The organism is Agrobacterium sp. GD03872, assembly GCF_029840625.1.
GTDB lineage: Bacteria > Pseudomonadota > Alphaproteobacteria > Rhizobiales > Rhizobiaceae > Agrobacterium > Agrobacterium fabrum_A.
In genome coordinates this window covers 66,603-91,079 of record NZ_JAOCCY010000017.1, presented here as the reverse complement: position 1 = coordinate 91,079, position 24,477 = coordinate 66,603, and the positions used below count along the sequence as shown (strand labels likewise).

Here is a 24,477-nt window from a genome sequence, read left to right as displayed (position 1 = left end):
CGCGGCCTTATAGATTGGCTAAATTTAAGCTACATCCGCATCGAACTGAATGCTGTGCAGGCGCTTATAGAGGCCGTCCGTCGAGAGCAATTCACGGCGGCTACCCTGTTCTACAACTTCGCCATTGTCCATGACGACGATTTTGTCTGCCCGGTTAATAGTGGAAAGGCGATGGGCGATGACGATTGATGTCTTGTTGAGCGTGAGGCGCTCCAGAGCATCCCGCACGAGCGCTTCGGACTCGGAATCCAGAGCACTTGTCGCCTCGTCCAGAATCAAAATATCCGCATTTCTAAGCATGGCTCGCGCGATCGCGACGCGCTGCCGTTGACCACCGGACAGACCGGAGCCGTTTTCACCAAGTTTGGTGTCGTAACCCTCGGGCATCTTCATGATAAAGTCGTGTGCATTTGCGGCCTTGGCCGCAGCAATGATTTCTTCTTCCGTAGCCTTGTCGCGACCGACGGAGATATTGTGCTTTACAGTACCGGAAAATAGGAAGGTTTCCTGACCCACATAGGATACATGTTCACGCAAACTCGCAAAGGACACGTCGCGCAAATCCATACCGTTGATCTCAACCGATCCATTTTGCGGGTCATAGAGGCGCATAATCAGATTTATAATGGTGGATTTACCGCTTCCTGAAGGTCCAACGAGCGCCGTCATCTTGCCCCCTTCGAAAAGGACACTGACGTTTTTCAAAACCGGTTGGCCGGAAACGTATTCGAAGCCAACGTTTTTCAGTTCGACATTGCCGCTTGCTTTTGGCAGCGGTGAGGCGTCGCTTTTCTCGCTCAAAGTCAGCGGAGCATCGAGAACCTCAAACATCATACGCACACCGATCATGCCACTTTCGATCTGGACGCGCATGCGTGCAAGACGTTTTGCCGGTTCATAAGCAAGTAGCAGGGCAGTGATGAAGGCCATCAAGTCGCCCGGAGAACCGCCTTTTTCAAGGACGGTATAACCGGAAACGGCGATGACCACTGCAATCGCGAGACCTGATAGCGTCTCCATGATCGGGCTTGTTGCCGCTTCAAGTTTCGCTATGCCATTTGCGCGATGCTCGACGTCCGATACCGCTTTGTCCATGCGTTGGCGCATCAGTTTCTCGAGCGAGAATGCCTTGATAACGCGTACGCCTATGCTGGTTTCCTGCACAACGTTGACGATTTCACCCAATGAGGCAAGCTCTGCCTCCATAATTTTGCGGACGCGCCGCAGGACAAGGCGAACACTGAATATCGCAAGAGGACCGATAATCATTGAGATAGCACTCAGAAGAAAATTCTGGGCAAACATCACGATTATCAGCCCGATAAGCGAAAAGAGATCGCGAACGAACGATGTTACAATCGTATCAATGACGCTACGCGCAGCCTGGGCGTTATAGGTGACGCGGATGAGTAGCTCGGAGGACGGCAAGTTCTGAAAAAAAGAAACCCCCTGTTTCAGAAGCCGATCGTAAATCTTACGCTGCTGCTCAGCTACGATGCTATTGCCAGCCTTGCTGAGATAATAGCTCTGTACGAATGTGGCGAGCCCCTTAACGATGAAGATCGCGGCGACCGCGAACGCAATCTGAAGAACGACATCGAAGCCGCGCTTGAGGTAGACGCTGTTAACGATATCGCGCATGATCCAGGCGCTAAGGGATGTCGTTGCCGCAACGACAACCATAGCCGCGATTGCCATCGAGTACCAGCCGACATGCTTCTTGAAGTTCTCTTTGAACAGTCGTACCAGCAGCTTCTTGTCGTTTTGCGACAAAAATGATCCGATCACAGCGATATTCCTAATTGGTGCAGAAACTGCAGTTGGCGAGTGTTATCACGTCAGGCAAACAAACCCAAATCAGCGGCGTGATGTTCTGTGTAACGCTCATATATGATACGCCCAAGTTTCATATTCAGAAAACTCAAAGCTTAACACCGGTTCCAAATGCCGCGGCATGTCTAATCCGAAATTGGTGTAGTGCACTTAAATGGGTGATCGTTACGTGTCAATCTCCCTCTGGTAGTGGTGTCCAAGGGCACCGGCTTTGCAGCGCACAAGATGTGGGCAGTTCTTGTGTCGGTCGTTGTTGCGGGACAGTAGTTTTGCACAGTCCGACGGTTCTTGCCGTTGACAAGTACGCTGTTCAAAATCTATATCCCGAGCTAAGTGGTGGGCGATCGATAGTGGTGCGGCATATAAGCCCGTAAGCTTTTGCAATCCAATGTGTTTTATGACGGATATGTCCGTCAGGCAGGACGGTAAATGCCCCAAGTTTTTTTTGATCTGTCCGAACTGTTCCTGAATTCCGGAGTGAAATTCAAATATTACGGAATTGCAAGAACGGTGATGGAGGTCGCCTATGAGCTGACACTGGCGGACAAATCCGTAAGATATGTTATCTATTCGCCGTTGCATCGTCGGTTTTTTGAAGTGTTTCCACGTACGGGTGACGCATCGCCAACAGGTGTTCTGGATCCAAACGTTCCGTCAAGCGCGACCCCCCTGCGCCTGAGACAGAACCTTTTTGACAAGAATTTTCTAAAGTCTCTGTTCTACGGTATTGTTCGCACAATAGTTGAGCATCGCAATCGCAAACGCTGGGCAACTATTCCGGCGGGGGCGGTCCGAGAGGTTGACCTGGACGGACAGATTCTGGTCTCGCTAGGGAGGCCGAAAATCATGTCCGACTACATCATGGCATTGAATGAACGCGGTGAAAAAGCCATCTTTGTTCCGATGCTCCATGATATGATCCCATTGCATGATTTCACACATCGGAATCAGTTTTCATTTCCGCGGAATTTCATTCACGACAATAAGGTTGCTATCGCGGCATCCGCGCTGATTTTGACGAATTCAGAATTTACGGCCCGGGAGGTAGAGCATTTTTCAAGTGTTGGCACATTGCCGCCGGTGCCCGATGTCGTGGCGGTACCGCTTTGCAACGAGCTTCGTCAGACGGTTGAGCCGATAGACAAAAAGCCGCCTCAAGATCGTTATCTACTGGGCGTAGGCATTTACAACGGTCGCAAGAACTTGGAGTGCGTTGTTGAAGCCATGCTGGCATTGCAGGGATCCGGTATCACTTCGCCCGCACTGGTGTTGGCTGGTGCGAGACGCAAAAGAGTTGAAAAATTTCTAAAGCAGGAGAAATTCCGCCCAATAGCCGACAAATTTCACTTTGTGCTTAATCCGAACCAGGCGGAGTTACGTTTACTCTACGAAAATGCCTACGGATTGGTTTTACCGAGCAGGATGGAGGGGTGGGGGCTGCCGATCAGCGAGGCTCTATGGTGCGGGACGCCAGCATTTGCCGCGGATGTACCTGCCTTGAGGGAGGCGGGGGGAGCGCTCGCACTTTATTTCGATCCAGAAAAACCGGAGGAATTGGCTGATCTGGTTCGCAAGCTCTTGTTGGAACCGGATGAATACACCGCGCTGAAAGCGAAGATTGCTGAGTTCAAACCACAAATGCGAACATGGCGAAACGTCGCATCTGACATACTTGATGCAATCCAAGATAGTAGCAAAATTAGAATTCCGACGTAAGGGTGCGGATCGACGTCCTGCGCTTGATAGTGGTGCTCTATTTCTAAACCCGCTTATGCGGCCTGATCGACGTCCTCAGCTCCACCAGCCGCTCCAGCGTCTCAAGGCTTCGTTCCGGCAGGGCGGCGGAGAGGGCGAGCGCCATGGTTTCCATGGCAACGAAGGTTGGGGCGTGGAGCGCGACCCCTTCCGTTTTGGCGCGCGGCAGGAACAGGCAGGCGTTGGCGTGTTTTTTAAGCACGCTGTCTTCCTGCCCGAGCAGCATGATGATCGGGATGTCGAGGCGGCCGGCTTCGGCTATCGCGGTCTGGGCCTCGCGGTGAGCGCGTCCGTGCAGGAGCATGATGAGGACGTGGCCGTTCTCGAGCTCGAGCAATTGTTCGGCGAGGGTGATGCCGGTGGCGTTGAGCGCATAAGCGCGGATGCCGGAGCGTTGGAACAGCCTTGCGGCATAGGTGGCGATGATGCCGGAGGCTCCGATGCCGAGCACGCCGATGCCGCGTGCTTGCGAAAGAAGCCGCACAGCCAAGGCCATGGCTTCGCGGTTTTCGGCGCTTGAGAGCATCTCCAGCGTGTTTTTCTGGTTTTCAAGGACGAAATCAATCGCGGCATTGCAATCGCCTGATATGGATTTTGTCGTCGCCGCCATTTTTTCGACGGGTGAATCCGCCACGCCGAGATAGGCCTCCAGCGTTTCCTTGAGATCGACCAGCCCGTGAAAGCCGAGCGCCTGTATGGCGCGGATGACGGTTGCATCCGAGGTATTGGTCTCGAAGCCGATTTCCAGCGCCGATTTGGCGAGAACGGCATGGCGGTGGCCGTCAATGTATTCGGCAACGGCGAGCAGGCCCGGCGACAGGCGGTCGCGGCGCTTGCGCAGCTGCTCACTGAAGCGGTCGATTCGTCGAAGCCTTGATATATGCGTTTCGCCAGCCGGCATGGATTCTTCCGCGAAGCTGAGTTTTATACTCTTCTTCACGAATTAGCAGCGCGCCAAGCCGGGACGCAAGCGCTTTTGTCGATGGCTGGCGTCCCCGTCATTTCTCGGTTGATGGCCGTACGGTCAAGTGTGACTGGACGGCGGAGACCATGAGGCTGAGTGCGGCATAGGAGTTGGAAATCGCCTCCTCGCGCGGCAGCAGAATATAACGGTCGTTGCGGCAGGCTTTGAGGAAATCGCAGAAGCCCGGCATGACGGCTTCCATCATGTCGATTTCAGCCTGTGGCGAAGTGCCGGTATCGGAACGATAGGGATCGAAGATGATATCGGCATCGAGTTCCGGCAGCCGTTCGGCGCTGATCTCGATACGGTCACCCTCCGGAATGGCGTCGATGATGGCGGGGAAACGAAACCCTGCATCCCGCAGCACGCGACCAAGCGCCCTATAGGTGTGATAGACGCTGATCTTGCCGTTGAGCGGCTGAAACACTGAAACTGTGATGGCGCCGGTATCGACCGAAGCCTTCAGCGCGTCGATCTGCGCCCGATAGCGCCTGTCCAGCACGGCCAGCCGCTCCTCAGTGCCGGTGAGCTCGGCCAGTATCTTGTAAATATGCGGCGCGCCGTCCTTGGTATTGTCGATGGCGACAGTCGGGGCGATCTGTTCCAGTTTTTCGATGGGGGTGGGGCGGTCGGGTTCGGTCAGGATGAGATCGGGCTTGAGGGCGACGATCGCCTCCAGATCGGCATTGATGGAGCCGATATAGGCGATATCGCTATTGTCGAAATCAACACCGGTCAGAATGGCGCTGGAGCGCAGATAGGGTTTGCCGTCCGTGCCCATGCGGCCGTGGCTGCCTACCGGCGTCACGCCCAGTTCGATGAGCGGAATGGTGAGGTCTATATCGTGTAAGGTCACGATGCGCTTCGGCTTTGCCGGAATGGAAACGCTGCGGCCGAGGTCGTCGGTAAAGCTTCGGCTGGTCTCCTCGGCCTGGGCCGTGGCTGTGCCGAGGAAAAGGGTGGCTGCCGGAAGAAGGGCGAAAAGTGTTTTGCGCATGGGGGGACCTATAGGCGATGCCGGTGGAACCAGAGAAGGGCAAGGAGCGTGGGTGCGCCGATGGCGGAAAGGACGAGGCCGGTCGGCAGCTCCATAGGTGAAAAGGCGGTTCGGGCGATGGTGTCGGACGCTGCGACCAGAATTGCGCCTGTCAGGCCTGCACCCATGACAAGCCCGGGATAGGAGCCACCGGGCAACAGAAGCCGGGCGATATGCGGACCGATCAGGCCGACAAAACCGATGCTGCCGGTGAAGGAAACGCAGGATGCGGTGAGGCTGACGGCAAGCGTGACATGAAGCACCGAAAGGCGACGGCCATGGACGCCAAGCGCCGTCGCCGCATGATCGCCAAGCGCCTGCACGTCGGCGGCGCGCGCCGTCAGGAGCAGAAGGCCAAGGGCGATGACGAGGATGACGGAGAGGATTGAAACGGCGGTCCAGCTTGCGCCCTGCAGGTTGCCAGCCATCCAGATCATCGCTGTCTGCAAATTGCGAATATCGAGCGATGCCATGAGGATAAGAAGCAAAGCTGATAAAAACCATGAAAAGCCGATGCCGGTCAGCACGAAGCGCAGGCGCGAGGTCGCGCCGGAGAGCATCAGAACGATTGCGGCACTTGCCATGCCGCCGGCAATGCCCGCGACGGGGCGCAACATGACCGGCAGGGAAGACAGCAGGAACAGGCAGCCCAGCACGGCAAGAGACGCACCTTCGCGCACGCCGAGCAGGCCGGGATCGGCAAGGCCGTTGCGGGTCGTGGCCTGCATGATGGCGCCGGCAATGCCGAGCATGGCGCCGGCCACCATCGCAAGCGCCAGACGCGAGAACCGGAAGTCGAGAACCACGACCGCGTCGGTCATGGCAGGGTCGGTGTTGGTTGCGGTGACAAGCGACCACAGGGCGGAGGCGGGAATATGCTGGCTGCCGGCGGTGAGTGACCATAGGGCGACAAGCATGAGGCAGAGGAAAAGCGCCAGCAGAATGATGAGCCGCGACGGCATGAAACGGACGGAAAAGCGCCCCAGTCGGACAACCCGGTAACGGTTCATTTCAGCACCCTGCGCACCAGCCAGAGAAAGACCGGCGCGCCGACAAGGCCGGTCATTGCGCCCGTGGGCAGTTCTTTCGGCAGGAGAATGAGGCGGGCGGCAAGATCGGCGGCGATCAACAGAACCGCGCCGCCGAGTGCAGCGATGGGCATGGCAAGCAGAAGCCGCCCCGTTTTCACGCGCGCGACGAGCGGCGGCACCACCAGGCCGACGAAGCCGATGGGACCGACGACGGCGATGGCTGAACCGCAGAGCAGCGATATGGAGACAAGCGCCAGAATCCGGGTCGAACGGATCGGCACACCGAGTGCTGCGGCAGCGCTGTCGCCCAACCCCAGAAGATCGAGCCGGGGGGCGACGGTGAGAGCGAGTATGAGCGCGATCAAGGCTGCGGGCAGGGCGGCGGCGATGGTTGCCATGGAAACGCCGGCCGTATCGCCCACCAGCCAGAAACGCATCTGCTGCAATGTTTCCTCATTGAGAATGAGGATGGCGGAGGTGAGGGTTCCGGCAAGCGTGGAAAGCGCAATACCGCAAAAGACGAGTTTTGCCGGTGTCAGCCCCTGCCGTCCGACTGAAGCGAGGAGAAGCACCAGCGAAAAGCTGATGCCAGCGCCCGTGCCCGCCAGCAATGGGCGGAACAGCGGCGTTGTAATCAGCCCGAGCGGCATCACTGTCGCCAGAACGACGGCAAGGCTTGCCCCGGCATTCAAGCCCAGAATATGCGGTTCGCCGAGCGGATTTCGAAGCAGGGTCTGCAGCAGAAGCCCAGCTGTTCCAAGGCAGGCCCCGGCCTGCAGCGCAGCCAGCAGACGCGGCAGGCGCAGGCGCATCAAAACCTGCTGGTCGAAATTGCGGGCGTCATAAGCGAATATCAGGTCTTGCAGAACGTGCGGCGCGATGGGGCGCGGGCCGGTGGCCATATGCGCCAGCACCAGAAGCAGCAGGGCAAGCAGCAGGAGAAGTGCTGCCGCAAGTGTGCGGCCATAGGCTCGCTCTCTAAGGGCAAGGGTGCTTGCGCTGGTACCGGTGGGGTTCATGCCGCGCCGGCCCGTCCGGGCAGGGGAAGAAAGACCGGCCGTGCCGTGACCGGATGCGTAAGTTGGGCGACTGCCATGTCGAATACGTCGGCAATGATACCGGCATCGCAGGCCGCTGCCGTTTCCAGCCGGTGCCGCAGCTGCCCGTCCTTCAGAAAAATCAGGTGATCGGCATATTGCAGGGCAAGATTGATGTCATGCAGCACCGCCACGATCGTGCGGTTGTGGCGGGTGACGAGGCCCGCCAGCATGTCCAGCACCTCTATCTGGTGGTGCAGATCGAGAAAGGTCGTCGGTTCGTCGAGAAGAATTATATCCGTCTGCTGCGCCAGCGCCATGGCGATCCAGGCGCGCTGGCGCTGGCCGCCGGAAAGGCTGTCGACCGCTCGATCCGCGAGTTTGGACATGCCGGTCACGGAAAGCGCCTCTTCCACCGCGCGGGCATCTTCCTCGCTCCATTGCTTCAGAAATCCCTGATGCGGGTAGCGGCCGCGGGAGATGAGGTCGAAAACCGAAAGTCCCTCCGGCGTATGGTTCTGCTGCGCCAGCATGCCGAGTTTTTTCGCCACCTCCTTGGTCGGGTGGCGGAAGATATCGCTACCGTTGAGAAGAATATGGCCGCGCGCGGGCCGGTGCAGGCGGGCAAGCGCGCAGAGAAGCGTGGATTTTCCAGAGCCGTTCGGGCCAAGCAGAACGGTGAAGCGGTTCGGCGCGACATCGATGGACATATCCGCAAACACAGACGTGTTGCCATAGGCAAGCTCGATTGCCTGCGCCGCAAGGCCTGTATCCGTGCTTATGGGTCTCATGCCGTCGTTCAAACTCGTCTCCGTCTGGATGCGTTGCCACCAGAATTATTGATGACTGTAGTAGTCAAGTATATGGCGTTCGAAAAAGCCGTTTTTGCCGGTCGATTTGAACAAAAAGCGGTTGTCATCGGCTGAAATGACACGTGCAGAAACACGAATGCGGGGCTCGGCGTCGACGCTCCGGCCGGTTGATGTGGAAATAAAGTTGACTACTACATTCATCAATTGAAAGACCGGTGCATCGTCGCGATGACGATTTGGGACAGCCGGGGACAAGACACGATGCATGACGGTTCGATGATCATTGGGGTGCGCTCGGGGGCGCTGCTGGCGTTTCTTCTGGCCGGGGTTGCCCTGCCTGCTTTTGCGCAGGAGAGTGCTGCAACGAAGAAAAATGCCGACGGGACGACGGTGCTCGAAACCATAACCGTCAATGCCGATGTCAAAAAAGGCGCGCGCGGTTATCAGCCGGTGACGACGGGCACGGCGACCCGCACTGAGACGCCGCTCCTCGACATTCCGCAATCGGTCAATGTGGTGACGGCCGAGGTGCTGCGCGACCAGCAGGCGCGCTCGCTGGACGAAGCGCTGGCCAATGTCAGCGGCGTCACCCAGGCAAATACGCTCGGTGGTACCCAGGATGCCGTCATCCGCCGCGGTTTCGGCGACAATCGCGACGGCTCCATTCTCGTCAACGGGCTGAAGACGGCCCTGCCGCATTCCTTCAACGATACGGTTGAGCGGGTGGAGGTGCTGAAGGGACCTGCCTCCACGCTTTACGGCATTCTCGATCCCGGCGGCATGGTGAATGTCGTGACGAAGAAGCCCGAGGACACATTCACGGCGGAGGCCTATTCGCGCTTTTCCGCCTATGGGGCGGGCAAATACGGCACATCGGGCGGTTTCGATGTGACCGGCCCGATTGCGGGCACGGATTTTTCCTATCGCCTGATCGGCGAGGGGGAAAACAGCGATTATTGGCGTAATTTCGGTGAGAAGAAGAACTGGCTGATCGCGCCTTCGCTGAAATGGAGCGGCGAGGACACCGATATTACGGTTTCCTACATGCATGAGGATTACAGCGTGCCGTTCGATCGCGGTACGATCTTCGATCCGGCGACCGGCAAGGCGATCAATGTCAGCCGCCGCCTGCGCCTTGATGAAGCCTACAACATCACCGACGGCAAATCCGATCTGGCGAGCATCGCCATAGACCGCCAGCTCTCCGATGACTGGAAGCTGTCGCTGAATTACGCCTATAGCCGCAACGAATATTCGGACAATCAGGCGCGCGTGATGGATTATAACTCCCGCACGGGACAGGTGACGCGACGGGCCGATGCGACGCAATATTCGACGATCTACAATCACGCGGTGCGGGCGGATCTGACGGGCGAGGCCGAAATCGGCGGACTGCGCAACGATCTGCTGTTCGGCGCGTCCTATGATTACAGCGATACCCTGCGCACCGACATGCTGCGTTGCGCGAATTCCACGAATTTCAACGTCAACAATCCCGTCTATGGCCGCTTGCCGGTCTGCACCACGGTGAGGGCGGTCGACAGCGACCAGACGGAGGAGCTCTCCACCGCCTCGATCTATATGCAGGACGCCCTGCACCTTAACGATCAGTGGATCGCGGTCGGCGGTTTGCGTTACCAGTATTACGACATCTATGCCGGCAAGGGTCGTCCCTTCGTCGTCAATACCGAGAAGGATGGCGGCGAGCTCATTCCCAATGCCGGCCTGGTCTACAAGCTCACCCCGAATGCCTCGCTTTACGCCAATGTGGCCAAAACCTTCCGCCCGCAATCATCCATCGGCGCCTATTATGGCGGGCTCGATCCGGAAGAGGGCATTTCCTACGAAGTGGGCGCGAAGTTCGATCTTTTCGCCGGGCTGAACGCCAATATCGCCCTGTTCAACGCCCGCAAACGCAATGTCGCCTATTCGGAAGATGTCGGCGGCGTCTCGACGGTGAAGGCCGCCGGCCTCGTCCGTTCGCGCGGTGTTGAGGTCGATATTGCCGGCAGCCTGACCAACGATCTCGATCTCATCGCGAGTTATGCCTATACGGATGCGCTCGTGCTCGAAGATCCCACCTATGCCGGCAAGCGCCTGCCGAATGTGGCGCGCCACACCGGCTCGCTCTTCCTTGCCTATGATGTCGGCGAGGTCGGTCCGAACGGCAATACGCTGCGCATCGGCGGCGGCGTCCGGGCGGTGGGTGAGCGCGCCGGAATCAACGACAATTCCTACAATCTGCCGGGCTATGCGGTCTTCGACGCCTTCGCCACCTACACGCTTCAGTTCGAAAAGCCGGTGACGCTGCAGCTCAATCTGAAGAACATTTTCGACAAGACCTATTACACCTCGTCCATCGGTTCCACCAGCTATGCCAATGCCGTGGGCGAGCCCTTCAATGTCAGCCTGACGGCCAGCGTGAAGTTTTGACAACGGCGTCCGACCGGAAAACAATCGCCAGTCATGAGAGCGGGGTGAACGCCCCGCTTTCTATTTCCACATGGCGCGCATCCGCGCACCCACATCAATCCGGATCTGCTGCGCGCTGCGTTCGGAAGCGGCAGCCGACACCAGTGGCCAGGTTGCCGTTTCGAAGAATTGCAGCAATGTCGCCGGTATGAAGCGGGTTCTTGCGGCGTAAACATGCCGGTCGCCCTGCTGGTTCTGCCCGCCGGTGAAGAAGCGTTGCGGCGTGATAAGCGACAGGCTGTCCTTGGCGCGCGTCATGGCGACATAAAGCAGCCGGCGTTCTTCCTCCAGTTCCTGGGTGGTGCCGACCCCGAGATCGGAGGGAATGCAGCCATCGACCACATTCAGGATGAAGACGGAGCGCCATTCCTGGCCTTTTGCCGAATGGATGGTGGAGAGGCTGAGATAGTCCTCGTCAAGCAGCGGCACCCCGGCCTGATCGCTGGTGGCGTCCGGCGGATCGAGCGTGAGTTCGGTCAGAAAGCGCTCGCGTGAGGGGTAGCCGCCGGCGATCTGCTCAAGCTGCAGCAAATCGGCCTTGCGGGTGTCCGCATCCTCATGGATGCGTTCCAGATGCGGTTCGTACCACAGTCGCGCCTGCCCGATCTGGCCCGGCCAGTCGTACGGCGCCTGTCGCAGGCCCACCAGCATTTGCGTGAAGGATGTCCAGTCGTCGCCGGTCTTCGGCGGCGGCGGAATTTCGTCAAGGGCAAGCAGCGGCTCGGGGTTTGTCGCAATCGCATCGAGAATATTGCCGGCCTTCTTCGGTCCGATGCCGGGCAGCATCTGCAGCAGCCGGAAACCGGCGACGCGGTCGCGCGGGTTCTGTGCGAAGCGCAGCACGGCCAGCATGTCCTTTACATGGGCGCTGTCGAGGAATTTCAGCCCCCCGAATTTGACGAAGGGGATGTTGCGGCGGGTCAGTTCCACCTCGAGCGGGCCGCTATGGCTGGAGGTGCGGAACAGCACGGCCTGCTGTTTCAGCGTCATGCCGGTTTCGCGGTTGGCGAGGATCTGGTCGATGATGAAATTCGCCTGTTCGGTCTCGTCCTTCACCGTCACGAGTTTCGGGCGCTCCAGCGACTGCCGCTCGGTCCAGAGGTTCTTGGTGAACCGCTCGCGCGCCAGATCGATGACGCCGTTGGCAGCCGCCAGGATCGGCTGCGTCGAGCGATAGTTGCGGTCAAGCGTGATGATGTCGGCAGCAGGGCTGAAGGAGGCCGGAAAATCGAGGATGTTTCGCACCGTCGCCGCCCGGAAGGAATAGATCGACTGCGCATCGTCACCCACTACGGTCAACCCGCGGCCACCGGGCTTCAGCGCCATCAGCACCGAGGCCTGAAGCCGGTTGGTATCCTGATATTCGTCGACCATCACATGGTCGAAGCGGTTGCCGATATCGTCCGCAAGGATGGGATCGCTGACCATCTGGGCCCAGTAAAGCAGGAGATCGTCGTAATCGAGCACGTTCTGGACCTGCTTGGCCTCCACATAGGCTGCAAACAGTTCTTTAAGTTCGCTCTCCCAGTTGGCGACCCAGGGATAATGCTGGCGCAATATCTCCTTGAGCGGCGTCTGGGAATTCACCACGCGCGAATAGATCGCGAGACACGTACCCTTCGTTGGAAAGCGGCTTTCGGTCTTGGAAAAGCCGAGTTCGTGCCGGGCGAGGTTCATCAGGTCGGCGCTATCCTCGCGGTCGTGGATGGTGAAATCGATGTTGAGCCCGATCTGCTCGGCATAGATGCGCAGCAGGCGCGCGCCGATGCCGTGAAACGTGCCGGACCAGGCCAGCGCATCTGTCATGATTGCCGAATTCGCCCCGATAACGTGTTTGCAGATACGCTCGACCCGCCGCGACATTTCCGTGGCGGCACGTCTGGAAAACGTCATCAGCAGAATGCGGCGGGGATCGGCGCCATTCACGATCAGATGCGCAACACGGTGGGCGAGCGTGTTGGTCTTGCCCGAACCGGCCCCGGCGATGATCAGCAGCGGCCCGGCCGTGTGCCCGTCTGCCAGCCCAACGCCATACTCCACCGCCCTGCGTTGCTGTTCGTTGAGCTTTTCCAGATAGGCAACCGCCATGCCAGCAATCCTTAGATAACCTGCCTGTCCCCACGGGTGAGAACCTTGTTCAGAGACGGCAGTCGTCGGAATGTCCGGCCATTGTCTGCCCTGTCGTCGCAATGATTAGCAAAGACTCAAACAGCAATCCAGAACAAATGCTGAACGCATTGTTCCGGTGGTTTTAACGCAGTCGGTGGTGAAATTTATCGGCCCAAAAGGACGCTCGGCCCCTGCCGGCGATTGTCCGCTGCCGGTCGGACGAAATCCCCGAAATCGCGCCACGGGAGAAGGCGGGCGGCCGTGGATGGGCCGCCAGGTGTTGCCGTTGTGGGAGGGTCGTTACAGGAAACTGCTTTCGAACAGCTCGCCTGAATAGGCCGAATGGGTAACGCCCGCTTCAAGATCGGCCTTGGTCAACTCATCGACAAAATCGCCGTTCTGCATGACCAGCACACGGTCGCACATATGGGCGATCACCGCGAGGTCGTGGCTGACGAGAACGAAGGTGAGGTCGCGTTCTTCGCGCTGGTCGGCAAGCAGGTTCAGGATTTCGGCCTGGATGGAGACGTCGAGCGCGGATGTCGGCTCGTCGAGCAGCAGGATCGGCGGTTCGAGGATCAGCGCGCGGGCGATTGCCACGCGCTGCCGCTGGCCGCCGGAAAGTTCATGCGGGAAGCGCTCGGCGAAATATGCGGGCAGGCCGACCTGCTGCAAGGCTGCTGGAACCTTCGACCAGCCATCGCCAAGTCCCATGGCGCGGATCGGTTCGGCGAGCGCCCGACCGATGCGGTGGCGCGGGTGCAGCGAACCGTAGGGGTCCTGAAACACCATCTGCGCCAGTTTCAGTTCGTCGCGACTGCGGGTCTTGCCGACCGGTTTGCCGTTAAAGCTGATGGAGCCAGTCCAGCCGGCCTCCAGCCCCGCCAGCGACCGCAGCAATGTCGACTTGCCGCAGCCGCTCTCACCGACGATGCCGAGCGTTTCACCCCTGTTGACCGTGAGGCTGACGCCGCGCACGACGTGATTGCGTTTTTCCTTTGCGCCGTAGACGACGTCGAGCTTGTCTACCGTGATCATCGCATCACCTCCGCATCGATGGCCTGACGGTCCAGTACCTTGAGACGCCGCACCGGATTGCGGGGATCGGGCATCGCCGCGATCAGGCCCCGCGTATAGGGATGTTGCGCTTCCTCCAGCTTCGTCAGCGTTTCCACGACGCGCCCGCCATACATGACCAGCACGCGCTCACAGAAGGCCGCGACCATGCGGATGTCATGGCTGATGAGGATCAGGCCGGAATTATTCTCGCGCACCATCTCGTCCAGAAGCAAAAGCACATCCTTGCGAACGCTGACATCGAGGGCCGAGGTCGGTTCGTCGGCAATGACCAGCTTCGGCTTGGCGAGCAGCATCATGGCGATCATCACGCGCTGGCCCATGCCGCCCGATATCTGGTGCGGATAAAGCGCCATTACGCGGTCGGGATCGTTGATGCGCACGCGCAGCAACATGTCGCGGGCGGCATTTCTCGCCGCCTTTCCGGTCAGCGCCAGATGCAGTTCGGCGGCCTCCGCCACCTGCTTTCCGATAGGCAGCACCGGGTTCAGCGAATAACGCGGGTCCTGCATGATCAGCGCCATCTCGCTGCCGCGGATCGCACCCATCTGCCGCTCGGATTTTTCGAGCAGCGGCTCGGACAGGAAATCCATCCGCTCCGCCGTCACCGTTGCGCTTTTCGGCAGGAGCCGCATGGCGGCCCGGCCTGTGGTGGACTTTCCGGAGCCGGACTCACCGACGATGCCGACCCTTTCGCGCCCGACGTCGAAATTGACGTTGGACACGGCGGGAATGGTGTTGCGGCCGAAACGGACATTGAGGTCGCGGACCGAAAGGATGGGGGAGCTATCAGGAACGGGCATGACGCGGATCCAGCAGGTCGCGCAGCGTATCGCCGGCGATGTTGAAGGCAAGGCTCGTCAGCAGGATGGCAATGCCGGGCATGACGGCGACCCACCAGTAATCGAGCATGAACTTACGGCCGCTGGAGATCATCGCGCCCCATTCCGGCAGCGGCGGCTGGGCTCCGAGACCGAGGAAGCCAAGTGAAGCGGCCGTCAGGATGATGCCGGCCATGTTGAGCGTCAGGCGAACGATGACCGAGGGAATGCACATCGGCGCAATGTACAGAAACAGGATGCGCAGCGGCGAGGCGCCATAAAGACGGGCGGCGGCGACGTAGTCGGTATTGCGCACGACAAGCGCTTCCGCACGGGCAAGGCGCGCAATCGGCGGCCATGCGGTCAGCGAGATCGCAATGATCGCCGTGCCGAGACCGGCGCCCATGGCGGCCGCAAAGGCAAGCGCCAGCACGAGCGAGGGGAAGGACAGGACGATATCGGTCGCGCGCATCAGGATTGCGTCGGTTCGTCCGCCGAAGAAACCGGCCATCACGCCAATGGCAAGACCGATAGGACCGACGATGATCGAAACCGACAGTACCGTCTGGATGGTGATGCGGGTGCCATAAACAAGCCGGCTGAAAATGTCGCGGCCGAACTCGTCGGTTCCGGCCAGATGTGTCCAGCTGGGTGGTTGAAGCGCGTTTTCCAGAGCCTGACGGGCAGGATCGTAAGGCGCGATGAGCGGAGCAAAGATTGCGACCAGAACCAGAATGGCCAGAATGGCGAAGCCGAACATTCCAAGCGGTTCGTCCGCGAGCTTTCGAAGTGTCCGCGCGGTGGTAGTCGAGATGCGCGACAGGGCGCTGGGACGATCAACGGTATTGTTGTGCGCGATATCGGTCATCGTGCGGCCTCCCGTGTACGGGGATCGAGCGTGGTGTAGGCCAGATCGGCGAGGAAGTTGAGCAACATGAAAATGAAGCCGATGACGATTGTGGCGGCCAGAATTGCGTTCATGTCGCCGATGAGCAGCGCATTCGTCATATATTGGCCGATACCGGGCCAGGAGAAGACGATCTCCGTGACGACGGCGCCTTCCAGCAGGTTGCCATAGGAGATCGCCAGAACGGTGATGAGCTGCACGGCGATGTTGGGCAGCACATGGCGGGTTATGGTGCGTGCGGGGCTGACACCCTTGGCCCGTGCCGCGATGACATAGTCCTGGCTGAGCTGTTCGAGGGTGAAGGCCCTCGTCATGCGGGTGATGTAGGCCATGGCCATATAGGCTAGGATGATCGCCGGCAGGATGATGTGTCCAAGCGCGTTCCAAAAGATTTCCGTCTCGCCTGCGAGCAGGCTGTCGACGAGCATCAATCCCGTCTTCGGCTCCACGAGGCCTTCGTAGAAGACGTCGACCCGACCGGGGCCGGCGACAAGGTTGAGGTTCGCGTAGAAAATCACCAGCCCGACGATGCCGAACCAGAAGACCGGTATCGAATGCCCTACCAGCGCAAACACGCGCGCGAACTTGTCGATGAAGGTGTCGCGGAAGAGGGCGGCGGCTAGACCGAGTGGGACGCCGACGACCGTCGAGATGATGATCGCCAGCGTGGCGAGTTCGAAGGTGGCGGGGAAAGCCTGCGCCAGATCGCGGGTAACGGGGTTGCCGGTCAGGATCGCAATGCCGAAATCGCCATGCAGCAGGCCGCGCAGATAGATGAAGAATTGCTGGTAAAGCGGCAGGTCGAGCCCCAGCCGCGCTCGCATGGCCTCATAGGCCTTGGGATCGGCAAGTTCGCCGACGATTGCCCCGACCGGATCACTCGGCATGACCCGGCCGATGATGAAGGTGATGCAGAGCAGGATGAAGAGGCTGACGATCAGTTGCAGAAAACGATGTCCAAGCCCGCGCAGTGAGATTTCCGTCATTACCGGTCGCACTTCCCTGTGAGAACGCCGTCAGCGGCCGAGGCCTTGCGCGCTGCTCGCGGCAGACGGGCAATTCTCCATTGTAAAAACTCTTGATGGTACTTCATCCCAACTCCTCCCTGAGTTAACATGAAAACATATGACGTGTTGCCATGTCATCATATGAGTAGCGAAGGGATTCGTATTCTGCAAGAGGGAAGAGTGGCATGATGGGCGACAAAGCGAGGCCGCGGGAGAGGCGGGCGCAACAGATCATCGATAATCTCAGCGCAGAAATTCGCAGTGGAAAACTGAAAAATGGCGATCAGCTTCCCACTGAACCGGAGCTTGAGCGCAGCTATGGCGTGAGCCGCACCGTGGTTCGCGAGGCGATTGCGGATTTGCGCTCTGCCGGCTATGTCGTTCCCATCCAGGACAAGGGGGTTTTCGTCAGCAATGCCAGCGAATGGGCCGGCGTGAAACTGACGCAATCCGAAGTCGGAACCATTGCCGAAACGCTTGAGATGCTGGAGTTCCGGCTTGCAACGGAAGGGGAGGCGGCGGCAATCGCCGCCTATCGCCGTACAGCCCAGCAGGAGGCTGCAATCTCGGCGGCGCACCGGAAAATGGCCCGCGCCATCGATGCGGGTGAGACCACCGTGGATGCCGATTACGAGTTTCACACGGCCATCGCGATCGCCACGAATAACCGCTTTTATCTGGAGGCTCTGCGTCAGTTCGGCTCGCGCTCCATACCGCGCGGGCAGTTCCCGACGCTGCCGGAAACTGGCGATGCGAATTATCTTCGCAAAGTGCAGGCCGAGCACGAGGCAATCCTGCGTGCCATCGTCGAGCAGGATCCGGACGCGGCGCGAAAAGCCATGCGCGAACATATGCTTGCGAGCCAGCGCCGTTACAGATTGCTATCTGAAGCGCAATAGCATCTCGACACTCATCTTATTTCATGCAATGTCATATGATGACTTGCATGGAGAGAGGAGAGAATCGATGTATGTCGGCACCCAGGTTGCTGCGCGCGATGACGAGGATTTTAAGGTTTGGGCGCAGCTCGGCGTCAAAAATATCAACGCCGATCCGCCCGGAAGACCCGCGAGCTGGACTTTTGAAGACTTCGAGCGCCACCGTGACAAGGTCGAAAGCTTCGGCCTCGTTCTCGACATGGTGCAATTGCCGCTGCCGTCGCGGCCCATTGAACAGGCGTCGTATCCCGATATTCTGCTTGCCGGTCCTGATCGCGACCGGCAGATAGACGCCGTCTGCAGGATGATCGAGGATATTGCGAGAGCCGGTATTCCTGCTGCGAAATACAATCTCAACCTCATCGGCATTCCGCGCACGGAAATGGAGCGCGGCCGCGGCGGCTCGCTCAATGAAGCCTGGCGCTGGGACAAGGCGGACCATGATGCGGCACCGGGTCTCGCGGGCGTTCTTTCCGAAGACGAGAACTGGGAACGCATCGACTATTTCCTCGAGCGTGTGGTGCCGGTGGCCGAAAGCAACCGCGTGCGCCTGGCATGCCATCCGCATGATCCCTATACCCCACCGGGTTACAGGGGCGTCACCCGCGTTCTCGGCACGGTCGAGGGGCTGAAGAAATTCGTGCAGATGCGTGAGAGCCCCTATCATGGCCTGAATTTCTGCCAGGGGTCGATCGGCGAGATGCTCGACAATCCGCGCGAGGAAATCGACGACATTATCAGGTGGTTCGGCAGCCGCGACAAAATCTTCAACGTCCATTTCCGCAATATCAGCGGCGGCAAACTCTCCTTCATGGAGACATTCCCCGATGAGGGCGACATGGACATGGTGCGTTCGCTGAAGCTTTATCATGAACTCGGCTATCGCTACATGATCATGCCAGACCATGTGCCGACGATTGCCGGGCGCGATCCCGTCGGTGTCGCTTTCGCCTTCTGCTACGGCTACATCGCCGCGCTGATCGAAGCGCTTGATAACAAACATCTTTGACCGTTCTGGCCCGCGACGCCCCGCTGCGTCGCGGCTTTTTCCCAAACATGAATTACCGATCTGTAGGAGGAGCAGGTATGAGAAAATCATTGATCCGTCTCGCATTCACCACGGCCCTGGGCGCCATGCTCGTGCAGGCCGCGCCAGCCGTGGCCAAGACGCCGAACGACCAGCTTGTCATCGGAACGTCGCTGGCGCAGGTGCTGTCGCTGGACCCGCATCAGGCCACCGAAGGAAAAGCCAACGAAATCATGTCCAACCTCTATGACCGCCTGATTTCGGTCGATGGGTCGGGCAAGGTTTCACCGCAGCTTGCCGAGCGCTGGGAGATAGATGACAAGGGCATCACCTTCCATCTCCGCGAGGCCAATTTCGCCTCGGGCAATCCGGTAACCTCGGCAGACGTCGTCTATTCGCTCAGCCGGCTGTTGAAGATGAACCAGGCGGCCGCAGCCAACCTCAAGCGCGTTGGTTATAATGCCGATAATGTCGACAAGCTGGTGAGCGCGCCGGATGAAAAAACGGTACGCATCGATCTTTCCGGCGAAACGACGTCCGAGCTGCTTCTCTACCGTCTGGCCATGGTCATCGCCAGCGTCGTCGACAGCAAGGAGCTCAAGACGCATGAAAGCAGTGGCGACTGGGGCAATGGCTGGCTGAGAACCAATTCCGCCGGTTCCGGACCCTTTACGCTCAATCGCTGGTCGCCCAACGAGATCATCATTCTCGAGGCCAACAAGGACTACGTGGCCGGCAGCCCTAAAATGCGCCGCGTCATCGTGCGGCATGTGCCGGAAAGCCAGGTGGAGCGCCTGATGCTGGAGCGCGGCGATATCGACATCGCCAGCGCGCTGACGGCCGCCGACCTCGCAATCTTCAACAACAAGGAAGGTTTCCAGATCCAGCGCGTGCCGACCGGCGGCTTTTATGTCCTGTCCATGAATGCCGGCAAGGAGCCCCTGTCCAACCCCAAGGTCCGCGAAGCGATTGCTTATGGCATCGACTACAAGGGAATGGAAAAGACCATCATGGGCCCCTATGGCCGGGCGCGCACGGTGCCGGTGCCGGAAAACTTCGAATACGCCATTCCGAGCCCGGACTGGAAACTCGACGTTCCCAAGGCGAAGGCTCTCTTGAAGGAGGCGGGTTATGAGAATGGATTCACGCTGAACCTGAAGACGATTGCGCAGACACCGCGCATCGACCTCGCCACCGCGATCCAGGCATCGCTCAGCCAGATCGGCATCAAGGTCAATATCCAGCAGGGCAATGGTTCCGACGTGATTGCCGCGCACCGCGCGCGTGATTTCGATCTGCTCATTCCGCAGACCGGCGCCTATATGCCGAATGTGCTGGGCTCGATGGAGCAGTTTTCCAGCAACCCCGACAATTCGCTGGCCGCCAACAATGCCGGCAATTTTGTCTGGCGTTCCGCCTGGGATATTCCGGAGCTGACCGCTCTCACGGCAAAGGCTTCCCTTGAGCCGGACGCCAAAAAGCGTGGAGAAATCTACACCCAGATGCAGGAAATGTTCGTCGCCCAGAAACCGGCCGTATTGCCGATGTTCGAGAGATTCGAGCCGATCGTGCTCAATACGCGCGTGAAAAACTATGTGGGACATCCCAGCCAGACGACCCGGCTGGAAAATATTACCAAGGAATAGCGGCAAACACGGTTCTGAGATGGCATGAGACGGGCGGTTTTACCGCCCGTTTTTGCTGTCGTACCGTGTATTCGGGACTGACCACTGTTTCTCGAAGCATTTCAGTTGCATCGACAGCCTGGAACCAGGCGCCGCATGGCTTCCTCCCGCATTTCCGGGACAGAGAACCGTTGTCGCGGCAGGCGACTATCGTCGTCCTCCTAGAATTTCCGGGGTTTTCTCAAGGGCTTCGCCGGATTAGACCGTCTGTTGACCATTCTTTCCGCTGAGCGGGAGTCGCAAGCTCCGCTCATCTTTTTCCCGCAGAGCACGTTGATGACCATGAACCTTGCACAGATAAAACTTCCGTCGCGGCCGCTGATCCTCAAGCGTGGCGTCATTTCGGTGCCGCCGGCCTCTTATTTTTCCGTCCCGGCGCTTCTGGTGATCATGATCGTCATGCTTGTTGCCGAAGGTCCGGGCATATTGCGCGACTATCAGATCAGCAAGGACCCGCTGGAGATTGAAAACGGCGATATCAGCGGTAGTTGTAAGACGCGCAAGGCGATCTTTACGACCTGCGAGGCGGATCTGTCCTACGACCATGCGGGTGTGAGCTACAAGAGGAATGTCGAGGTGATGTTCGTCGATTTCCATTCCGGCGATTATGAAACCGGGCTGGTCATTTCCGCGAAGAACCCGGAACTCGCAACGATTTCGCTGGGCCTCGACATGCTCTGGAACCGCATCATCACGCTTGGCGTGTTCGTCGCCCTGCTCGGTTTCGGCAGTCTCGTGCTGCTGTTCATGTTGCTTCGTGTGCTTCGGGTTCGCCTGCAGCTGCGGCAGGCCGCGCCCTTGACCGTCATCCCGGTGGCGCTGAGGGCGGTTGCCGAAAAACGCAGCCGCCTTTTCGTCACCTATGCCGACACGGTCAGAGAGGACAAGACCAAGCGGCAGTCCTTCACCCATCTCGAACGGGGACGCATTCCCGTTGTCGTCGGCCATGATGGCAAACATGACGTGGCGCTCGCGGTCCTGCACGGCAAGGGCGTGTTGCCGGTCCTGCTCGACGATCAGCTGGAGCGGATCGACCTTACGGAGTGGGAGAGGGCGGAAGCTCTCGCATCGCTTGCCCCGATGGTCGCAAGTGGCGCACGGGAGGCTGCGGCGGCCCAGGGCGCGGCGACAAAGAAAGGACCGGGCCTTCTGCGCAGGCTGGGCACTTTCGTGGCCATCGTGGCGGTCATCATCGTTGCGGTGTTCGGTTACTGGCTGTGGTACGTCACCAGTGCGCCCTCGCAATTCAATTCGCCCGGCATGGATATCAACAACATGCTGCCCGCAGCTCTCAATGAATGGGGCTGCGCCCGTCTGCAGGAACGTTTTGCCGATGGCCCGGCGCCGTTCGGGTGCACCGCGGCTGATTATCGAAGCTGGAAGTAAGGCTTTTTTCCGCAGTTCTGGTCGGGCCGCGTGCGAAAGCTCTGGAAGCTGTAGCATGCGGCCTGTTCCTTTTCGGTACGGTGCAGAGCGGATCATTTGTTATCAATGGTTGCATTAGAGATTTATAAATAAACCACTTCCATAGTGCCACCGTGAGCGGTTCTTCAGAGGCTGGGAGAGTGCGTCATGTTCACGGTTCTGGAATGCGTTGCGATACAGCACGACCGGGCGGTCGTTCTTCTTGCGGCTATCATCTGCCTGCTTGGCATGTTTGCTTTTTTTCACCTTCTGCTGCGTGCGGAGGAAAGTCCGGCCGGCCGCAAACCCTATTGGGTGCTGGTTGCCGCCTTCGCCGGGGGTCTCAGTGTCTGGGCCACACATTTCGTCGCCATGCTGGCCTATAAGGGCGCGGTTCCGATCGGTTACGATTTCGTCTTCACGGCGCTTTCGGCGGTTCTCGCCGTCGCCGGTTTCTGGCTGGCGCTCACGGCCCGCTCGCAGGCTGCTTACAGCCCTGTTATCGTCGGTACGCTGGTCACCCTGTCGGTCGCCGTCATGCATTTCGTCGGAATGGCTGGAATGGATGTCGCCGCCACGATCAGCTACCGGTGGGGGCCGGTGCTGGGTGGTTTTGCAGTCTCCTGGGCGGCTTTTCTTCTGGCGTTTTTTCTTTTCCGTCGCCTCGGCTCGTGGAAGCGCATCGCCGCGCCGGCCGGATCGGCGATTTTCGCGATCTGCGCGCTGCATTTCACCGCCATGTCGGCCACGGTGCTTTCGCCGGATCCGTCCTTATCCGGGCCTGATCCCGACAATGTCGCCCGGCTGATCATGATCTGCGCCATTTCCGGCGTCACATTCCTGATTCTCTCCTCCACCGCCGTTGCCGCCCTGGTGGATCGTTATCTTGTCGATCTCAAGGGTCTCGTCGATGCAACGCTGGATGGTCTCGCCGTCGTCCGCGATGGGCGGATCGTGGAGCTGAATACCCGTTTTGCCGGCCTTCTGGGCAGGGAGGAATCATCGCTGGTCGGACAGAACCCCGACGATCTCTTCAAGGCGATCGACGGGCAGCCCGCTTATCTGCCGCGCCATGCACCGGTGGAGGCGGTTCGCGAGCGCGCCGGGCAGGCACAGACATTCGAACTGAGCGTGCGCACGATCGAATATCGCGGGCGTCCCTGTGAGGTGATGGCCATTCGCGACCTGACGGAAAAGCGCGAAGCGCAGCGGGAGATCGAATATCTGGCCCGTCACGACGTGCTGACGGGCCTTTCCAACCGCACCATGTTCCAGACCCGTCTTCACCAGCAGATCGAGAATTGCGACGAAGAGGACGAATTTGCGCTGCTGGCGCTCGATCTCGACCGGTTCAAGGCGGTCAATGACATATTCGGCCATGCCGAGGGTGACCGCGTCCTGAAAAAAGTGGCCGCCATTCTCGATGAATGCGCAAGGGCAGGCGATGTGGTCGCCCGCCTCGGCGGCGATGAATTCGTCATCCTGACCGCCCGGCACACCCGGGCGGATGAGGCGCGCCTGCTGGCCGAGACGATCCTCGGCATGTTCGGGCTGAAGATGAATGTCGCCAACGACCCGACCTCGGTCGGCGTCAGCATCGGCATCGCCGTCTTCCCGCGTGACGGAAAGGACCATGAAAGCATCATGCATGCCGCCGATCTGGCGCTTTATCGCGCCAAGATGGGCGGGCGCGGCATATTGGCCTTTTACGATCCGGTGATGGACCAGGAGGCGCGCGAACGCCGCCAGCTTGAGACCGATCTGCGGCTTGCCATCAGTCGCGACGAACTGTTGTTGAATTATCAGCCGGTGCTGTCAGTCGAATGCGGCCAGGTTGTCGGTTATGAGGCGCTGGTGCGCTGGCAACATCCGACAAGGGGCGTGGTGTCGCCCGATATCTTCATTCCGATTGCCGAAGAGAGCGGGATCATCATCTCGCTCGGCGAATGGGTGCTGCGCGAGGCCTGCCGCCAGGCGGCCGGCTGGGCGCCGCATCTGAAGATCGCGGTGAATGTCTCGCCATTGCAGTTTTCGCTGGCCAATCTCGGCCACGTCGTCTGCACGGTCCTGATGCAGACCGGGCTTTCGCCGAACCGGCTGGAGCTGGAAATCACCGAGGCCGCGCTTCTCAAAGACCGCAAGGCGACGCTGATCATCCTCAACCAGCTGAAGGCGCTCGGCGTCGCCATCGTCATGGACGATTTCGGCACGGGTTATTCCTCGCTCAGCAACCTGCAGAGTTTCCCCTTCGACAAGATCAAGATCGACCGCAGCTTCATCGCCGCCATGAGCGAGGACGACAATGCCCGCGCCATCGTGCGCGCGGTGATCGGCCTTGGCCGCAGCCTCGATCTGCCTGTGACGGCGGAGGGGATCGAAACGGACGCGCAATACCGCATGGTCGTGGACGAGGGCTGCGCGCAGGCGCAGGGCTATCTCTTCGGCAAGCCGGATGTCGCCCCCGCCCAGGCCGTGAGCACCGCCAAGCGGAAGAAACACTCCGTTTGATAAAAGAGCGGCGGCGCATGCCGTCGCCGCCCGCCTTTCCATAGTCGATGGAAC

General features: G+C 59.4%; 18 protein-coding genes. 7 read left to right on the top strand and 11 right to left on the bottom strand.

What is annotated here, in order from left to right:
* Window positions 1-24 precede the first annotated feature (24 nt).
* Window positions 25-1,788 carry an ABC transporter ATP-binding protein gene (locus tag N5D22_RS23400; RefSeq protein ID WP_279658232.1) on the bottom strand — a complete coding sequence of 588 codons (1,764 nt, stop codon included), beginning with the start codon at window positions 1,786-1,788 and terminating at the stop codon, window positions 25-27.
* A gap of 474 nt (window positions 1,789-2,262) precedes the next feature.
* On the opposite strand from N5D22_RS23400, the gene N5D22_RS23395 reads away from it, so the two are divergent.
* A complete protein-coding gene (locus N5D22_RS23395; protein ID WP_279658231.1) occupies window positions 2,263-3,549 on the top strand; it encodes a glycosyltransferase in 1,287 nt (428 codons plus the stop codon).
* A gap of 43 nt (window positions 3,550-3,592) precedes the next feature.
* Here N5D22_RS23395 and N5D22_RS23390 read toward each other — a convergent pair whose 3' ends face one another.
* The 5 genes from N5D22_RS23390 to N5D22_RS23370 all read right to left on the bottom strand — a co-directional run bounded on the left by N5D22_RS23390 (window position 3,593) and on the right by N5D22_RS23370 (window position 8,447).
* On the bottom strand, window positions 3,593-4,489 hold the full coding sequence (locus N5D22_RS23390; protein ID WP_279658230.1) for a MurR/RpiR family transcriptional regulator: 897 nt from the start codon (window positions 4,487-4,489) through the stop codon (window positions 3,593-3,595).
* Window positions 4,490-4,586: 97 nt separating this feature from the next.
* On the bottom strand, window positions 4,587-5,549 hold the full coding sequence (locus N5D22_RS23385) for an ABC transporter substrate-binding protein (protein WP_279658229.1): 963 nt from the start codon (window positions 5,547-5,549) through the stop codon (window positions 4,587-4,589).
* Between the two features lie 8 nt (window positions 5,550-5,557).
* Window positions 5,558-6,598, bottom strand: coding sequence for an iron ABC transporter permease (locus N5D22_RS23380; RefSeq protein ID WP_279658228.1), 1,041 nt, complete (start codon window positions 6,596-6,598; stop codon window positions 5,558-5,560).
* Window positions 6,595-7,638: an iron ABC transporter permease gene (locus N5D22_RS23375; RefSeq protein WP_279658227.1), complete on the bottom strand. Its 1,044-nt coding sequence runs from the start codon at window positions 7,636-7,638 to the stop codon at window positions 6,595-6,597. The genes N5D22_RS23380 and N5D22_RS23375 overlap by 4 nt, the downstream gene beginning before the upstream one ends.
* On the bottom strand, window positions 7,635-8,447 hold the full coding sequence (locus N5D22_RS23370) for an ABC transporter ATP-binding protein (RefSeq protein WP_279658226.1): 813 nt from the start codon (window positions 8,445-8,447) through the stop codon (window positions 7,635-7,637). Before N5D22_RS23370 ends, N5D22_RS23375 begins: the two co-directional genes overlap by 4 nt.
* A 282-nt stretch (window positions 8,448-8,729) precedes the next feature.
* On the opposite strand from N5D22_RS23370, the gene N5D22_RS23365 reads away from it, so the two are divergent.
* On the top strand, window positions 8,730-10,901 hold the full coding sequence (locus tag N5D22_RS23365) for a TonB-dependent siderophore receptor (protein ID WP_279658225.1): 2,172 nt from the start codon (window positions 8,730-8,732) through the stop codon (window positions 10,899-10,901).
* Between the two features lie 60 nt (window positions 10,902-10,961).
* Here the strand turns inward: N5D22_RS23365 and N5D22_RS23360 are convergent, their stop codons facing one another.
* The 5 genes from N5D22_RS23360 to N5D22_RS23340 all read right to left on the bottom strand — a co-directional run bounded on the left by N5D22_RS23360 (window position 10,962) and on the right by N5D22_RS23340 (window position 16,840).
* On the bottom strand, window positions 10,962-13,028 hold the full coding sequence (locus tag N5D22_RS23360; protein WP_279658224.1) for an ATP-dependent helicase: 2,067 nt from the start codon (window positions 13,026-13,028) through the stop codon (window positions 10,962-10,964).
* Between the two features lie 321 nt (window positions 13,029-13,349).
* Window positions 13,350-14,087 carry an ABC transporter ATP-binding protein gene (locus N5D22_RS23355; protein ID WP_279658223.1) on the bottom strand — a complete coding sequence of 246 codons (738 nt, stop codon included), beginning with the start codon at window positions 14,085-14,087 and terminating at the stop codon, window positions 13,350-13,352.
* Window positions 14,084-14,929 (bottom strand): ABC transporter ATP-binding protein, encoded by an 846-nt coding sequence (locus N5D22_RS23350; protein WP_279658222.1) that lies wholly within the window; start codon window positions 14,927-14,929, stop codon window positions 14,084-14,086. The genes N5D22_RS23355 and N5D22_RS23350 overlap by 4 nt, the downstream gene beginning before the upstream one ends.
* A complete protein-coding gene (locus tag N5D22_RS23345) occupies window positions 14,916-15,815 on the bottom strand; it encodes an ABC transporter permease (protein ID WP_174058811.1) in 900 nt (299 codons plus the stop codon). The genes N5D22_RS23350 and N5D22_RS23345 overlap by 14 nt, the downstream gene beginning before the upstream one ends.
* Window positions 15,812-16,840: an ABC transporter permease gene (locus tag N5D22_RS23340; RefSeq protein WP_059758625.1), complete on the bottom strand. Its 1,029-nt coding sequence runs from the start codon at window positions 16,838-16,840 to the stop codon at window positions 15,812-15,814. Before N5D22_RS23340 ends, N5D22_RS23345 begins: the two co-directional genes overlap by 4 nt.
* A gap of 206 nt (window positions 16,841-17,046) precedes the next feature.
* Here N5D22_RS23340 and N5D22_RS23335 point away from each other — a divergent pair, with 206 nt between their 5' ends.
* From N5D22_RS23335 to N5D22_RS23315, 5 genes are all read left to right on the top strand, one after another.
* Window positions 17,047-17,760, top strand: a complete 714-nt coding sequence (locus N5D22_RS23335) for a FadR/GntR family transcriptional regulator (RefSeq protein WP_279658221.1) — start codon at window positions 17,047-17,049, stop codon at window positions 17,758-17,760.
* Between the two features lie 67 nt (window positions 17,761-17,827).
* Window positions 17,828-18,808: a mannonate dehydratase gene (locus N5D22_RS23330; protein WP_279658220.1), complete on the top strand. Its 981-nt coding sequence runs from the start codon at window positions 17,828-17,830 to the stop codon at window positions 18,806-18,808.
* Window positions 18,809-18,933: 125 nt separating this feature from the next.
* Complete coding sequence (locus N5D22_RS23325) at window positions 18,934-20,472, top strand: ABC transporter substrate-binding protein (protein ID WP_279658235.1); 1,539 nt, start codon at window positions 18,934-18,936, stop codon at window positions 20,470-20,472.
* Between the two features lie 321 nt (window positions 20,473-20,793).
* Window positions 20,794-21,897, top strand: a complete 1,104-nt coding sequence (locus N5D22_RS23320) for a hypothetical protein (RefSeq protein ID WP_279658234.1) — start codon at window positions 20,794-20,796, stop codon at window positions 21,895-21,897.
* 186 nt (window positions 21,898-22,083) lie between these two features.
* Window positions 22,084-24,423, top strand: a complete 2,340-nt coding sequence (locus N5D22_RS23315) for an EAL domain-containing protein (RefSeq protein ID WP_279658219.1) — start codon at window positions 22,084-22,086, stop codon at window positions 24,421-24,423.
* Window positions 24,424-24,477: the final 54 nt, after the last annotated feature.